At 58.4% G+C, this 16036-nt stretch carries 10 protein-coding genes; all 10 read right to left on the bottom strand.

Translation table 11 applies throughout. From position 1 onward, the window contains the following. Positions 1-88: 88 nt before the first annotated feature. Positions 89-1942: a beta-L-arabinopyranosidase gene (locus MWH26_RS11050; RefSeq protein ID WP_247974328.1), complete on the bottom strand. Its 1854-nt coding sequence runs from the start codon at positions 1940-1942 to the stop codon at positions 89-91. A gap of 64 nt (positions 1943-2006) precedes the next feature. Beyond that, positions 2007-3767: a family 43 glycosylhydrolase gene (locus MWH26_RS11045; RefSeq protein WP_247974327.1), complete on the bottom strand. Its 1761-nt coding sequence runs from the start codon at positions 3765-3767 to the stop codon at positions 2007-2009. A gap of 142 nt (positions 3768-3909) precedes the next feature. Continuing rightward, a complete protein-coding gene (locus tag MWH26_RS11040) occupies positions 3910-5610 on the bottom strand; it encodes a sodium:solute symporter family transporter (RefSeq protein WP_244696669.1) in 1701 nt (566 codons plus the stop codon). A 159-nt stretch (positions 5611-5769) separates the two neighbouring features. Then, a complete protein-coding gene (gene araA, locus MWH26_RS11035) occupies positions 5770-7260 on the bottom strand; it encodes an L-arabinose isomerase (protein WP_247974326.1) in 1491 nt (496 codons plus the stop codon). Positions 7261-7472: 212 nt separating this feature from the next. Further along, positions 7473-8174, bottom strand: a complete 702-nt coding sequence (locus MWH26_RS11030) for an L-ribulose-5-phosphate 4-epimerase (protein WP_247974325.1) — start codon at positions 8172-8174, stop codon at positions 7473-7475. Then, positions 8171-9892: a ribulokinase gene (locus MWH26_RS11025; protein ID WP_247974324.1), complete on the bottom strand. Its 1722-nt coding sequence runs from the start codon at positions 9890-9892 to the stop codon at positions 8171-8173. Before MWH26_RS11025 ends, MWH26_RS11030 begins: the two co-directional genes overlap by 4 nt. A 131-nt stretch (positions 9893-10023) precedes the next feature. Then, positions 10024-11235, bottom strand: a complete 1212-nt coding sequence (locus tag MWH26_RS11020) for an aldose epimerase family protein (protein ID WP_375374015.1) — start codon at positions 11233-11235, stop codon at positions 10024-10026. A 302-nt stretch (positions 11236-11537) separates the two neighbouring features. Then, a complete protein-coding gene (locus MWH26_RS11015; protein ID WP_247974323.1) occupies positions 11538-13229 on the bottom strand; it encodes a family 43 glycosylhydrolase in 1692 nt (563 codons plus the stop codon). Positions 13230-13274: 45 nt separating this feature from the next. Then, positions 13275-14354, bottom strand: a complete 1080-nt coding sequence (locus MWH26_RS11010) for a glycoside hydrolase family 43 protein (protein WP_247974322.1) — start codon at positions 14352-14354, stop codon at positions 13275-13277. 116 nt (positions 14355-14470) lie between these two features. Continuing rightward, positions 14471-16006 carry a RagB/SusD family nutrient uptake outer membrane protein gene (locus tag MWH26_RS11005; RefSeq protein WP_247974321.1) on the bottom strand — a complete coding sequence of 512 codons (1536 nt, stop codon included), beginning with the start codon at positions 16004-16006 and terminating at the stop codon, positions 14471-14473. Between the last annotated feature and the right edge of the window lie 30 nt (positions 16007-16036).

Genomic DNA, 16036 nt, shown 5'->3' with positions numbered 1-16036 from the left:
AGCAGAACGATTACTGGCTTTAGTTTTTAGCGCTAGTTTGCCTCACCCCAAACCCCTCTCCGAAGGGAGAGGAGAGTAGTTGCCAGCTCTATTTCTTGGTTTTTGAAATCCGGTACAGCTTGGCGCCGTGTCGGCGCACGTAGGGCGCAAACTCTCCCGTAGCGGCGGTGGTAGTCTTGCCGGTCCACAAGTCCCGGACGGTGCAGGGGCCCATTAGGCCTAGTTGCGCCAGTGCTACGGAGACGCGGGCGGAGTCGGCGGGCATGGGTCGGAAGGGGTTTTTGGTAAAGACCAAAAACTGCAGCGTGCCGCCGGTATTCTGCGCGGCGCCCGCATTGTCGAGGCCAGCGGTGGCTTGGAAGCGGGTGAAGCCAGTGGGCAGGTCGTACTCAATCATCGAGTTGGAGTGAGTACCAATGCCCTGGTCGTATTTCTTGCCCGCCACCAGCAAGTCGGCACCCGATACGCTCTTGTTCGCAGCTGCTTTGCCCCAGCCAGCGGAAGCCGTTTTCCAAGGCAGAGAAGTAAGTAGCACGGAGTTGGAGCCGTTGCGAAGCACCGGGTTCAGCCAATTGGCGTGGTCCCAGGCAATATCGTCGCCCCCGTCGCGCACGTTGAGGTAGAGCTTGGATGCGCCGCTGATGTCCACGTCTACGGGCTGGCTCTGGCCGGGCGTTTGGCGAGTAATAACGGCGCTGGCCCAGGCAGCTTCCGAGGCGGGTGCTAGTTCCTGATCCTGGGCGTTGAAGAGGGCCAGGAACTTGTCGCCGGTGTTAGGGTCGTCGGCGGTCCAGGCAATCAGGTTGTCTTTCCGAAACAGCTGGCGGTTGTTGGTGCTGGTGCGGTGCATGGCTAGCACGTCCTTGTTCGTGAGCAAAGACAGCGTGAAAGCGTCGTTGCTGGGCAAATCGCCGCCGAACATGAGCGGGGAGCGGAAGATGCTCCACAGGCTCATGAGCGTGTACTGCTCGTCGCGGGTGAAGCGCGACATCCGGTCGTCGCCGCGCTCGGCCCGAATGCCGATGCGGCCCAGCGGGAGCATGTCGGCATCGGGGTAGGCGCCGGGGCGGATGTAGGGCGCCCAGCGGTTGCACACCTCGAAGTGCTCCTTGAGTTGCTCCCAGGAGTCCCAAAAGTCGCCGACGGTGCGCCACATGTTGGCGTGCTGCTGCACGTGCTTGGCCTCTGTAATGGGCGTTTCGCCGGGTGAGGTGCTGAGCACAATTCGGCGGCCCGATAAGTCAATAGCCCGCCGGATCATTTCTACCTCCGGCTTGTGGTAGGGCGAGGACAAGTCGTCAACCTTCACAAAATCAACTCCCCAGCTGGCGTACAGCTGGAACAGGGAGTTGTAGTACTCCTGGGCCCCGGGCCGCCCGGCCACCACCGTGTACATGTCGTGGAGCCAGCCCGCTTGGCCTTCCTTGGAATAAATGTCGGCGGCCGTGGCCTTGCTGCCGAGGATGGGCAACTGCCGCTGCACCGCTACCACCGGCACCCCGCGCATGATGTGAATGCCGAATTTGAGCCCCCGGGCGTGCAGGTAGTCGGCTAGAGGTTTGAAGCCCTTGCCACCCGCCGCCGAGGGAAACCGGTTCGGGGCCGGCACGAAGCGGCCGTACGAGTCGATGTTCCAGTCGGGGTTTTTCTCGTTGTAGCCGTGGGCCGTGTCGTTGCCCACGTACCAGCGGATATCTACTACCACGTACTCCCAGCCGCTGCTTTTCAGGTAGCGGGCCATGTAGTCGGCGTTGGCTTTCACCTCGGCTTCGGTCACAGTAGGTCCGTAGCAGTCCCAGCTATTCCAGCCCAGGGGCGGGGTAGGGGCCCACTGGTGGAAATCGGTTTTGGCAGCAGCCTTCTGCGCTGTTGCGGGGGTAGCAGCCACTACGCTGGTTAACAGAAAACCGGCTGTAAGCTGCGTCAGGGTGCGTCCTCTCATCAGGCGTTGAAGTTTGCCAGCGGGCCCCTCAGCTCTTCTCCTAGGAAAGCCGAGGGGCCACTGTTTATTGCACAACTAGTTTCTGGGTGTAAGTGCCTTGCCCCCCGCTCACGTGCAGTAGGTACAGCCCGGCCTTGAGGTTGGCCTCCACCACCACCGATGGCTGGCCGGTGCTGGTGCGGGCGTACACCTGACGGCCGTGCACGTCGGCCAGCGTGATGGTAACGCCCGAAGCGGCCAGCTCCTGCCCGAGCGCCACCGTGAAGCGGCCCCGTTCGGTGGGGTTGGGGTACACGCTGAACTGCGCGGTGTTGGCACTCTGGGTTGCCAACACCCGGGCGCTGGTGGCCGGGGCAATGGCCCATTTCTGGCAGTTGTTACCGAGGTAGTCATAGAGGGCCAGCTGCACGCCGGCGGTGCTGGAGCAGGCCGGCACTTCCACAGCGCGTCCCCCATTCACCGACGACAGCACGTACTGGCCGGTGCTGGCCCGCTCCACCTTGAAGCGCTGATTGGCGGCCCCGTTGTATGGATACAGCTGGAGCTTGGCGCCGTTGTTGGGGTTATTGGCAAGGACATCGGCGGCCAAGCCGGCCCCCACGGCCGAGGTGATTTTGTACTCCCCGTTGCCGTCGGGCGTGAGGTTCCACTGCTGGCAGGCTAGGCCGGGGGTGCTGGTGCCCTGGGCAATGGCCTGGCCTTGCACGCCGGTGCAGCCCCAAGCATCCCACACCAGCCCGCTGTTTGCGTTGGCAAGCGTATAGCGGCCGGCCGCCAGCCAGTCGCGGGTGATGAAGGGCCAGGCCGCGGCATCCCAGCCCATGTTGCCCACACTCAGGCGGGCGCGACCGTTCTGGTTGCTGTCGTAATAATGGTGGGTGAGGTAGTTGGCGCCGTTTTCCTGGAACAAGCCCACGTGGCCCGGGCCCACATAATTGCCCTTGGTAGCAATAAGGGTAGTGCCACCGTTCTTGTTTAAGTCCACCCCGTTTTTATCTAGGTAAGGCCCCGTGATGCTGGTGGAGCGGCCAACCTGAATGTAGTAGGTGCTGCTGGAGCCCTGGCAGCAGGCTCCTTTGTTGATGAACAGGTAGTAATAGCTGCCGTTGCGCACGATGTAGGGCGCTTCGCTGCCGCTGTTGTTGCGCGTCACACCGTCGGCGGCTACGTTGCCGGCCAGCCAGCTGAAGCTGGTGCCCGAGCGTTTGCCGGTCAGGCCATCGAGCTTAATCAGGCCAATACCTTTGAAAAACGAGCCGTAACTCATCCACAACCCGCCGCTGGCGTCGGTCACCACGGCCGGGTCGATGGCGTTGGAGGCGCTGCTGCCCGTGGTCGAAATAACCTCGCCCTGGTCTATCCACTGGTAGTTAGGGTTAGCCGGGTCCAGGGTTACGTTGGTGGCCAGCCCGATGGTGGAAGTGTTGGAGCCGAACGTAGAAACCGAGTAGTACAAGTAAAACTTGCCGTTGCGGTACACGCACTCGGGGGCCCAAAAGTCGCCGGTAAAGCCGGGTACTTTACTTTGAATCCAGCTAGGGTAGGAGCCGGCCGCAAACACCGGCCGGGGCCCCGATTGCCAGGTTACCAGGTCAGTAGAGTACATGGCATAGATGCCCGTGCCAGTCGTGAAAATCCAGTACGTATTGCCATCCTTGACAATGGTAGAGGGGTCGTGGCAGTTGTCGTTGCCTTGGAGGGCCGAGGCCCGGAAGCTAAGCCCAGCCGTGAGAGCCAGCAGCAAGGCCAGCAGGCGCAGGGCCCGCCAAGTAAGGTGGCGGCCAGCCCGCACGCGAGCCAGGAGTAGGGTAGACGTGGTGTTCATGGTAGTGGGTTTTGGATTGGAAGAACACAGAGCGAGTTTTCAGAAAGCACAACGGGGGCATGAACACGATAGTCACGCCCCCGTTGTGGTGGTACTAGCGGCCCTTGGCAGAAGCCGCGTGATAAAGGCTACCTAGTAGCCGCTACCAGAACTTGACGTAGAGCGCCGTGAGCATCAGCATGGTGATGACGATGAGCGACATGGTCTGGGTACTCACGCGGAACATGCTGGGACTGAGCTGAATGGCCCGTGGGTTCACCACCGGCCCGGCCAAACTCACGCCCACCATCAGCACGAAGGTGAAGGCAAACGAAAGGCCCATGCAGATCAGGAAGGGGATTTCGTAGGCCCCGCGCCCGTTCGGGAAGGCTGTGTACAGAATGGTTTCCGGGCCTAGCACCGTGGGAGCGTAGTTGTTGAAGAACACCGATAAGGCAAAGCCGGCCAGAATGCCCACGATGCCCGCCGTAGCAGTGGTGCGCTTCCAGAACATGCCCAGCAGGAACACGGCCAGAATACCGGGCGAGATAAAGCCCGTGTACTTCTGAATAAACTGGAAGCCGCCTTCGCCCCCAATGCCCAGCAAATCTTGCCAGGTCATGGCCACGCTCAGCACAATAGCCGCCAGAATGGTCACCCGGCCTACCCACACCTGCTTTTTCTCCGTGGCGTCCTTGTTGAGGTAGCGCTTGTAGATGTCGAGGGTGAAGATGGTGGAAATAGAGTTGACCTTGCCCGCCAGGGAGGCCACGATGGCCGCCGTCAGGGCCGCCATGCTCAGGCCTTTCAGGCCGTTGGGCAGGAAGGTGAGAATGGCGGAGTAGGCGTTATCGGAGTTGAAAGAACCGGTAGAGGACATTTCGGCCTGCAAGCCGCCGTTTTGGTACAGCACGTAGGCGGCAATGCCGGGCAGCATCACAATCACGGGCATCATCAGCTTCAGGATACCGGCGAACAGAATGCCGGTGCGGGCCGTGTGCAGGTCGGCGCCCAGAGCGCGCTGGGTGATGTACTGGTTGCAACCCCAGTAGTTCAGGTTCACAATCCACTGGCCGGCGAAGTACATGGCAATGCCGGGCAGGGCCAGGTACTTGTCGATTTCCACCTGGGGCGTGGCCTGGGTGGGCTTGTCGAAAATCATGCGGAAGTGGTCAGGGGCGCGGTCCATGAGGGCCGTGAAGCCGGAAATGGCCCCGCCGTCCAGGCCAAACTGGTTGCTTACCAGCGTCAGGGCAATGTAGGTGGTTACCAGGCCGCCTACCACCAGCACCACCACCTGAATCACGTCGGTGTAGCCCACTACCTTCATACCCCCAATGGAGATGAAGAGCGAGAACAAGGCCAGTAGCACAATGATGACGTGAAAACTGTCGCCCCCAATCAGGTTGCTCAGGGCCAGGGCCCCGAGGTAGAGAATGGAAGTCAGGTTAACGAGCACGTAGAGAAAGAGCCAGAAAATGCTCATAATCAGGCTCAGGGTGGAGTTGTAGCGCTGCTCCAGAAACTGCGGCATCGTGAAGATTTTATTCTTCAAATACACCGGCATAAAGAACACGGCCACAATAATGAGCACCACGGCCGCCACCCACTCGTAGGCGGCCACGGCTACCCCTACCTTAAAGCCCGAGCCCGACATGCCGATGAACTGCTCGGCCGAAATATTGGAGGCAATCATGGAGGCTCCGATGGCCCACCACGTCAGGGAGCCTTCGGCCAGGAAGTAGTCTTTGGTACTCTGCTCGGCTTTCTGCTTGCTCTTGTAGATGTAAAACCCGTAGGCCGAAACCCCAATCAGGTACACAAAGAAGACGAGCAGGTCAAGCGTAGTAAGGTTATTACGCATGGAATATGGGAAGGCGGGCTGTTGAAGTGTGGGAAAGGGGAACTAGACAGTAGGCTGAAATGACCGTCCTGCCTGATCTGGCAGGACAGTTACCTTGGCAACGTCAGCCCGCGAGATTCCTCGGTAAGCTCGGAATGACGTTCTAGTTAGCGTAGCGGCTTACCGCTGGCTGAAGGCCACGTCGTTGTAGCGCAGCTCGTTTTTGAAGGTGCGCAGCTTGGTTTCGTCGTCGATGATGACGTACTCGATGCCGGCCATTTCGGCGAAGTCCTCGAGGTACTCGGCCGTCAGGTTCTGGCTGTAGCCGGTGTGGTGGGCACCGCCGGCGTAAATCCAGGCGGCCGCGCCTACGCTCAGGCTGGGCTTCACCTGCCAGAGCACGCGGGCTACGGGCAGCTTGGGCAAGTCCTGCTCCGGGGCTACGGCTTCTACCTCATTCACTACCAAGCGGAAGCGGTGGCCGAGGTCCACGATGGTAGCATTCAGAGCCGGGCCGGCGGGGCAGTTGAACACCAGACGGGCCGGATCAGCCTTGCCCCCGATGCCCAGCGGATGTACTTCTACCTTGGCTTTGCCTTCCGCAATGGTGGGGCAGATTTCCAGCATGTGGGAGCCGAGTACCTGCTCGTTGCCGGGCTGGAAGTGGTAGGTGTAGTCTTCCATGAAGGAGTTACCGCCGGGCAAGCCCGCACCCATTACTTTCATGGCGCGCACCAGAGCTGAGGTTTTCCAGTCGCCCTCGCCGCCGAAGCCGTAGCCCTCGGCCATCAGGCGCTGGGTAGCAATGCCGGGCAGCTGGGCCATGCCATGCAAATCCTCGAAGGTATCGGTGAAGCCGATGGCCTTGGTGTCCTGCAGGAACTGGCGCATGCCCACCTCAATGCGGGCCGCCTCGCGCAGGCTTTCACGCTGCGCGCCGCCTTCACGGAGCGAGTCGCCCAGCTCATATTCCTGCTCGTAGGTAGCCAACAGCGCGTTCACCTGCTCGTCGGTGGCCTGGTTGATGACGGCTACCAAGTCGCCGATGCCGTAGGTGTTCACCGAGTAGCCAAACTTCAGCTCGGCTTCTACCTTGTCGCCTTCGGTTACGGCTACGTAGCGCATGTTGTCGCCGAAGCGCACGATGCGGGCGCCCTGCCAGTCGGCCCAGGCCGAGGCCGCGCGGGCCCAGATGCTGAGGCGCTCGTGCACATCAGCGCTCTGCCAGTGGCCCACTACCACCTTGCGCTTGAGGCGCAGACGGGCCCCAATGAAGCCAAACTCCCGGTCGCCGTGCGCCGATTGGTTGGTGTTCATGAAGTCCATATCAATGTCGCCCCACGGAATGTCGCGGTTGAACTGAGTGTGCAGGTGGGCCAGGGGCTTTTGCAGAATCTTCAGGCCGTTGATCCACATTTTGGCCGGCGAGAAGGTGTGCATCCATGCAATCAACCCCACGCAGTTCTTGGTGGTGTTGGCCTGCTGCACCAGTTGGTAAATCTCATCCGGACCCGTCAGCACCGGCTTATACACGATTTTGATGGGTAGGGCAGTACCCAGAGCCTCGGCAATCTGCTGGGAGTGCTGGGCTACCTGCTCCAGGGTTTCGGGGCCATAGAGGTGCTGGCTACCGGTGATAAACCAGGCTTCGTAGTGGGAAATGTCAATCATATGCTTGGGGTGGAGATGTCAGAGAGTTATCAGACAGAAGGAGGCGAAGCTGAAGTATTCCGCACGCTGATGTTGTAGTGCTATTGTCATGCAGAGCCGGAGGCGAAGCATCTCGCGGGCTGACACCTAATTACTACTGCAACATCAGCGCGCGAGATGCTTCGCTGCGCTCTGCATGACGGACGTTTTATCGTTCTTGGTAAACAGCTTCCTTACGACTGCCCGTAATAAGAATGCACGCCGTGTTTGCGCTCGTAGTGCTTTTGAATCAGGGCGTCTTTGAGGCGGGGCACGTCGGGGCGGAGGGTGCAGCTGAGGTAGGCTATGCGGGCTACTTCTTCCAGCACGGCGCTGTGATACACGGCTTTTTCCACGGTTTTGCCCCAAGTGAAGGGCGCGTGGTTGCTCAGGAGCACCATTTCCACTTCCTCGGGGGAGAGGCCGCGGCGCTGGAATTCGTTGATGATCTGCCAGCCGGTTTGATGCTCGTAGTCGCCGGCAATCATGGCGTCTTCCATGGGCGGGGCGCAGGGAATATCGGCCGTGAGGTGGTCGGCGTGGGTGGTGCCCAGGATGGGGATGTCGAGCTGCGCCTGTGCCCAGGCCGTGGCGTAGGTGGAGTGCGTATGCACGATGCCGCCAATGTGCTCCCAGTGGCTGTAGAGCACCGCGTGGGTTTTGGTATCGGAAGAAGGCCGCTTAGTGCCTTCCACTATCTCATTGGCAAAGCTCACGATGACAATGTCTTCGGGCCGGAGGGTAGCGTAGGGCACGCCGCTGGGCTTGATGGCAAACACCCGCTTCTCCCGATCCACTACGCTGGCATTGCCGAAGGTGAACAGCACCAACCCCAGTTGGGGCAGCTGCATGTTGGCCTCGTAGCAGGCCTGCTTTAAGTCTTGATACTGGCTCATGCTTGGTCGACTAACTCCGTTTCGGCCACTTCGCCGGGCTGCAGTTGGGTAGCGTGTTCTACATACTGCCCGAAGGCCTGGTACTGCTCGTAGCGGCGCTGATAGTCGGCTACGCGGGCAGGGTTGGGGGTATAGGTTTCGGCGAAGCCGTTGCCCATAGCCTTCTGGGCGGTTACTACATCGGGGTGGATGCCGGCCGCTACGGCCGCGTACATGGCCGAGCCCAGGGCGGGCGCCTGGTCCGATTCGGCTACCTTGATGGGGCGGTTCAGCACGTCGGCCAGGGTCTGCATCATAAAGCCCGACTTCTTGGCCACGCCACCTAGGCCAATGACCTGCTTAATCGGAATGCCTTCCTGCTCGAAGCGCTCCACAATTTGCTTGGAACCGTAGCAGATGGACTCCACCAGGGCCCGGAAAATCTGCGGGGCTGAGGTGCCCATGGTCAGGTTCATGATAGCGCCTTTCAGGGCCTGGTTGGCGTCGGGCGTACGGCGGCCGTTCACCCAGTCCAGGGCCAATACCTGCGATTCTTCGGGGTTTACGGCCGCGGCGGCTACGTTCAGCTCGGCCATCATCTTGTCGCTCAGCTCCTCGCGCAGCGCTGCCTGCTGCTCCGGGGTTAGCACCGAGGATTGGGGTAGCAAGGTGCGCAAGGGCCACTCAATCACCCCACGGAACCAAGCCAGCAAGTCGCCCACGGCCGACTGCCCAGCCTCCAGGCCCAGCATGCCCGGAATCACCGAGCCATCGACCTGCCCGCAGATGCCGGGCACTAGCTTGCCGCCTACCTCGTCCATGGGGGCCACCACAATGTCGCAGGTGGAAGTACCCATCACCTTCACCATGGAGTACGCCTCAATTTCGCCCGCCACCGCGCCGGCGTGGGCGTCAAAGGAGCCCACGGCTACCACGGTGTTGGTGGTCAAACCCAGGCGCTGGGCCCACTCTTCCGACAGGTTGCCGGCTACTTCATCGGCGGTGTAGGTTTCTTCGAACAGCCGCTCGCGCAGGCCGACTAGTTTGGGCTCCAGCAGGGTCAAGAATTCTTCGGAGGGGAGGCCACCCCAGCTCTCGTGCCACATGGCTTTGTGGCCAGCGGCGCAGCGGCTGCGCTTAAAGGTTTTCAGCTCGCCGCCGGTGAGCAACAGGGTCAGCCAGTCGCAGTGCTCCATCCAGGAGTAGGCGGCCTGGGCCACGGCTTCGTCCTCGCGTACTACGTGGGCAATTTTGGCCCAGAACCACTCCGAGGAGTAAATACCACCTTCAAACTGGGTGAAATCTTCGCCACCCCAGGTGCGGGCTTTCCGGTTGATTTCGGCGGCTTCGGGCAGGGCCGTGTGGTCTTTCCAGAGCACGAACATGGCGTTCGGGTTTTCTTCGAAGCCCGGCTTTAGCGCCAGGGCTACCCCGTGCTCATCCACGGGACCGGGCGTGGAGCCGGTGGTGTCGACGGCCAGACCTACAATCTGCTCGGCTGGCACCTTTTGGGCCACGCGGCGCACGGTAGCCTCTAGGCCTTCAATGTGGTCTAAGGGGTGCTGGCGAAACTGGTTTTTGGTGGCATTGCAGTAGCGCTGCTCCTTCCAGCGGGCGTACAGATGCACGGCCTGGGCAATTTCAACGCCGGTATGAGCATTCACCAGCACGGCCCGCACCGAGTCGGAGCCGTAGTCGATGCCAATAACGTAGGCATCTGTTGAGGTAGGAGTTTGCACGGGAAAGGTGAGTTAGTGATTCAGTGAATTAGTGAGGCGTGAGATGGTGAACAGGTAAGGTTGCTGTTCTATGGGCGCTATTGGAGCCGCTAGCACAGCAAACGCGCTAGTCCACCATCTCACCAGTTCACTTACCGCCGCACGCCAAACGTGTAGGTAGTCGTGGATTGCAACGTCTGGCCCGGCTGGAGAATGGTGCTCGGGAACTTGGGCTGGTTGGGCGAATCGGGGAAGTGCTGGGTTTCCATGCAGAAGCCCGCGTGCTTGCCGTACACCGTGCCGCCTTTCCCGCGCAGGGTACCATCGAGGAAGTTGCCGGTGTAGAACTGCAGGCCGGGCTCGGTGGTCTGCACCGTCATGGTGCGGCCCGAGGTAGGCTCGTACACGGTAGCGGCTGGGTGCATGCCGCTGGCCTGGTTCAGCGCCCAGTTATGGTCGTAACCGCCGGGCACCTGCCCAATCCGCTCCCCAATGGCGTGGGGCGTAGTGAAGTCAAAGGGCGTGCCTTTGACGGGGCGCAACTCGCCGGTCGGGATGAGTCCCGCGTCGACCACGTTGTAACGGTCGGCGTCAATAGTTACCACATGGCCCAGAATATCCTTACTCTGACCCAGGCCCAGGTTGAAGTAGGCGTGGTTAGTCAGGTTGACGGGGGTAGCCTTATCGGTGGTGGCTGAGTAGTCGATCTTTAGAGCGTCGTCGTTGGTGAGCGTGTACACCACCTTCACGGTGAGGTTGCCGGGGTAGCCCTCTTCGCCATCTTTGCTCAGATAGGTGAGCGTCAGCGTCTGCCCGTCGGCGGACGTACCGGGCTGAGCCTGCCATATTACCTTATCAAAACCCTTTTTGCCCCCGTGCAGGGTGTTTACGCCGTTGTTCTTGGCCAACGTATATTCCTTGCCATCGAGGGTGAACTTGCCCTTGGCAATGCGGTTGCCGTAGCGCCCAATCAGGGCTCCAAAGTAGGGCCCCGATTTTAGAAATTCTGGGCTCTGGTAGCCGCTCACGTTGTCAAAGCCGAGTACTATGTTGCCGAGCTTACCCGCTTTGTCGGGCACCAGCAGGCTCGTGACGGTGCCGCCGTAATTCGTGATGCTTACCTGCAGGCCGTGGGTATTGGTGAGCGTATAGAGCTGCACTTCGGTGCCATCCAAAGTCTTGCCGAACGAGGCCGAGGTAGGGGCCGACGCCGCTGTGGTCGTAGCAGTTTGAGTGGAATCAGTCATGGTTTGGGAAGCACCGGCGGCCGAGTGTTCATTGGGAGCTGACTGGTTGCAGCTGGCTACCAGCAGGAGCCCAGCCACACGGCTGGTCCATGCACCGACACGGTTACGTTTTGTCATGAGCGGAGGAAGTGGGAATTTTTGTGAGGGAGGTAAAAACGCAAGGAAGTAAACTTGATAAGCAGATTATATAGATAGTATAACAATGGATTGTGTAAGAAAGTAGATAGCACAAATAATTGATATACACTTAGTTATGCAAAAGCTCTGTTCGAGTTACATCCTTCCTGATGGTGAAGAAATGGCTAATGTGCGTGTAAAGTAGAAAATCCTTTTGATTCTACACAATCGTTTGTGTTTGTCAAAGAAAAAAAGCCGGTAGAAAGGTCGAGAATACGGCCTCTCCACCGGCTAAGTCGAGTTTATAGAACGGTTATCTTTTGTGTTAAAGAGCCACTAGGTCGGCGTACGCACACTACGTAGACCCCTGGCTGCAAACCAGCCGCTACCGACAAAGTGGTCTGCTGCTTGCCAAAAACGTGTTGGTACACCACCGCCCCCAGCAAATTGCGGACTTCCACCTGCGTAATCTCCCTGATTGGTTGGGTGCCTAACTCAACGGTAAACCCTTGCTGCCCGGCCGGAACCGGATATATACTGATGTCCTGTAGCTGCGCACCCTTCACCGCCAGTGGTGTGTTAGTAGGCGTAAGCGACCAGCGCTGACAACTGCAACCATTATAATCCCACAGCCCCAGTTGCTGCCCGGCGGCAGTAGAGGCATTCGGTACTTCCACCACCCGGTTGCCATTTAGTGAAGCGAATACGAGTGTTCCATTCGCCGCCCGGTCAATGTGAAAGCGCTGGCAGTCGTCGTCAGTGTAAGCCCCGAGTTGGAGTTTAGCACCAGCGGCATCAGAGCATCCGGCCACGCTAGCCGTTAACCCCCCTTGCTGATTGGTAACACGGTAGTCACCATTACCAAGGGCGGCGAAATTCCATTGCTGACAAGGTTGATTACTGAAGGTATTTTGGGTGATAGGAGTGCTACCACTGGCGCAACCCGCTTCCCACACAAGGCCACTAGTCTGCGCTGTACTGATGACATAGCGGCCCGCTGTCACCCAGTCGCGACTGATGCTAGGCCAACCAGCAGTTGTCCAGATGAGCTGAGCCAAGCCTAGTTTAGGGACACCACCATCATACGAGTCGTAGTAGTGGTAGGAAAAATAGTTGACACCTCCTTCTTCCAGAATTCCGGCGTGCCCTGGCCCTCGGTAACGGCCTGACCCGCTTAACAGAGTCGTACCGCCGCCATTGTTAAGGTCAACACCCTGCTGGTCGAGAAAAGGCCCGGTGGGGGAAAGGGAGCGTCCTACTAGGATATGGTACGTACTGAGCGCGCCCTGACAGCACGTACCACGATTAAGAAACAGATAGTAGTACCCATCGTGCTCCTTAATGTAGGCAGCTTCCGCACCATTATTTCCTACAGCGAACTGATTGGTGTTAAGTAATTTGCCGCTAGTAGGGTTAAGCTCTACTACCCGAATACCACCGAAGTAAGACCCATAGGTTAGCCACACGCGGTTGTTGGCGTCGCGAAAAATGGCGGGATCAATGGCGTTAGGTTGCGATGAGTTAATAGCCGTGCTGGAAATCACTTCGCCCTGATCAGTCCAACGATAATCAGGGCTGTTGGGGTCCAGCGTGGGGTTTGTAACCAGGCCTATTGCTGAGAAGCCCGATCCAAACGTGGAACACGAGTAATACAGGTAGTACTTCCCATTCATAAAGAAGCACTCAGGAGCCCAAAATAAGCCTGCAAAACCAGGCACCTTACTGTTGATCCAACTTGGGTAGCCATTGTTTGGAAACACCGGACGCGGCCCCGGCCTCCAGTGCACCAAGTCAGTAGAATACAGGCTATATATGCCGTCACCAGTTGCGAACGTCCAGTACGTGTTGCCGTGCTTAATAATAGTGGAAGGATCGTGTAAGCCAGGCTGCCCCTGCAATGCCGTCGCCCGAAAGACGTGACCGCCAAGCAGCAGCATTACGACCAACAGCAGGCGTATTATCCGGGAAGGAGAGGGTAGAGAAATAGACATCATGGGTGGAGATGAGGGTGATAAAAGACGGGTGAGCCCCTTGTAGGTCTACTCGCCCGCTGGCTTACGAATGGGCATGTTGGGGGCCACTGGAGAGCCAAAATTTGGCGTTCCATCACTGTTCCAGCTGAACTTTTGCATGCGAGGGCTACGCTTGTCGAAGCAGCCTTCCCCCGGGTTGTTATTTGCGTGGTAAACCAGCCAATTTTCGCTTCCATCCTTGGATACGAAGAAGCCATTATGGCCCGGAGCATACACGTTACCGCTCGGGTTTTTCGTAAACACCGGCTGCGCCGACTTACGCCACGACGTTGGCAACATAGGGTCGGCTGTAGTAGTGGTGCGAAGCATGCCCAGGGTATAGTCGTCGGTGCCGCAGAAGCTGGCGGAGTAAACAAGGAAAGTCTGGCCGTTGCGTTGCAGAATCTCTGGCCCCTCATTCACATAGGGTGGGCCCACATTTTCCCAAGGGTATTCCGGATGGCTAAGCTCTACGCGTGGTCCGGTTAGGGTCCAGGGGTTGCTCATTTTTGAGATATAAAGGCGCTGGATACCGTCGCGCCCATTATGGCCCGACCAGATAAAATAGCGGTTACCGTTCTGCTCCAGCACGGTGCCGTCGATAGCCCAGAAGTCTTCTGTAGGGTTAAAGATGCGACCCTTGTCAACCCATGTGCCGGTAGTCGGATCAGCACTTGCATTTTCGAGCACCCAGGTGCGCTGCTGGCCTAAGTCGGGGCCAGCCGGGCCGGCTGAGTAGTAGAGGTACCATTTGCCATCAAAGAAGTAGAGCTCAGGCGCCCAAAGGTTGCCCGCCGCCGCGCCCGTAGTAGGTGGCCGCCACACAATAGTTGCAGTGGCCAGAGGCAGATCAGACATCTTGGCCGTTTTCCAGATGCGCAGGTCGTTATAAGTAGTATGTAAGTAGTAGTAATAGCCATCTTTCTGCGCCACAAACGGATCGGCCCCGGTAGGCAGCAGCGGATTAGTAAACGTGGTGCTGGATGGAGCTGGCGCGGGTGGTGAAGGAGTTACTGGCCGGGCTGCTTGATCTTTGCCGCAGCCACCCACGGCCAGCAGCAGACTAAGTAGGCCACCATACAAGAGACTGGACGAAGAATATTGCACAAGTCAGGGAAGCAGATGATGGAGCCAAGCAAGAGGCTTGGCACCCAAAAAGCCGCTCCGGTACTGGACCGGAGCGGCTGTTGGCAGGCGATGCGTGCGCAGGTTACAGACCTATGCTAGTAGCCAGGGTTTTGCTTTACACCTGGGTCAATGTCAATATCGCGCTGCGGAATGGGTAGCAGTTTGGAGATGCCGAGGCGGAAATTGTTAAAATCGGCATCGCGGTTTTTTAACTCGTCAATGCCGGCCTGCGTATCCATCAGGCCCCAGCGTAAAATGTCGTACCAGCGGGTGCCTTCGCCAGCTAGTTCTTTGGCCCGCTCACTACGGATGAGTGGGCGCAACGTAGCTGCCGTGTAGGTGCCGGTAAGCGGGGCCAAATTCACGGAAGGCCGCTGCCGCACCATATTTACTAGCTGCACCGCATCGGCAGTGCGGCCAAGCTCCGTCAGTGCTTCGGCTTGCATCAGCAGCACATCGGCGTAGCGAATTACACGATGGTTGATGCCAGAGGTGAAATTTTCGTTCGTGCGGGTTCGGTCGTTAAGGTACTTGCGCCAGTATTGTTGAGAAGGATTCCAGCCCCATTCTGCAAAGGTTTTACCATAGAAGCGCTCCGGATTTCTGTTGCTAATGATGCTTACGTCGCGGCGCGGGTCAATCAGATGCCGGGTGGTGCTACCGGGCGCAAAGTTTACCGTCGAATCTCGGTACTCATCTAGTAGCCAGCGCCGGGGCTGCACGTCGGCAAACGTAGGGCCGGGAGGGCCGAAGAAGTTAGGCCGGTCGTGGCTTTCCGAGGCGGCGGCGTTGTCCTGCCCCTGGCCCAGTTCTAACACGGCACTTGTGAACTGTACCTCAAACAACGATTCAGAGTTGTTTTCATTGGCGTCCGTGAAGTTGTCGAGATAGTTCGGTACCAGTGAGTATTTGCCGGAATTAATGATTTCCGTAAATAAGGCGGACGCTTCTGAGTACTTGCGCTGGTGCATGTACACGCGAGCCAGTAACGCCTGCGCTGCTCCCTTCGTAACGCGGCCTTTTTCAGCTGCGCTGTATTCGAGAGGTAGATTTGGAATGGCGGCTAATAGATCGGCAATAATCAGAGCTTCTGCTTCGGCTTGTGTTCCTTGTTTAACACGAGTAGTAATCGTAGACTCGACCGTTATCAAGGGGATATTGCCGAAGAAGTAAGCCAGGTCGAAGTAGGATAGCGCCCGAATAAACTGCGTTTCTGCCAGCAGACGTTTTTTCAACGTCTCATCCATAGTAATGCCTGGTACATTGGTCAGCACCTGATTGGTGCGGAAAATGGTGCGATAGTAGTCGTTCCAGGCGAAGGACGAAATGAAAAAGTTATTATCAGGAGTAAGGAAGCGCGTGAAATTGGCTAGCTCCACGAATGGGCTTTGGCTGTAAGATTCATCGGAGCGGTGGGCCATAAAGTGCCAGCTCCGGTAGTAAACAGCAAACTGTTGTAAGCCCGAATAACAGGCGTACACGCCCTTTACGGCGTCATCGGAGGTTTTCCAGAACTCAGCCGTAGTTGGAGCGTTCGGGTTAGTTTTATCCAGCAAATCCTTCTCGCAGCCCGTGGTAGTGAGAAAAAGACCGCCAGCGCACAGCAGCGCAACCAGCTTATTGGTTTTCATATTCTTGGGAGGTAAAATCGGTTAGGCCAG

Source organism: Hymenobacter sublimis, from assembly GCF_023101345.1.
In the GTDB taxonomy this organism is placed as follows: Bacteria; Bacteroidota; Bacteroidia; order Cytophagales; family Hymenobacteraceae; genus Hymenobacter; species Hymenobacter sublimis.
Note: the sequence above shows the minus strand (reverse complement) of the source record. Positions and strands in the feature narration are given on the sequence as shown.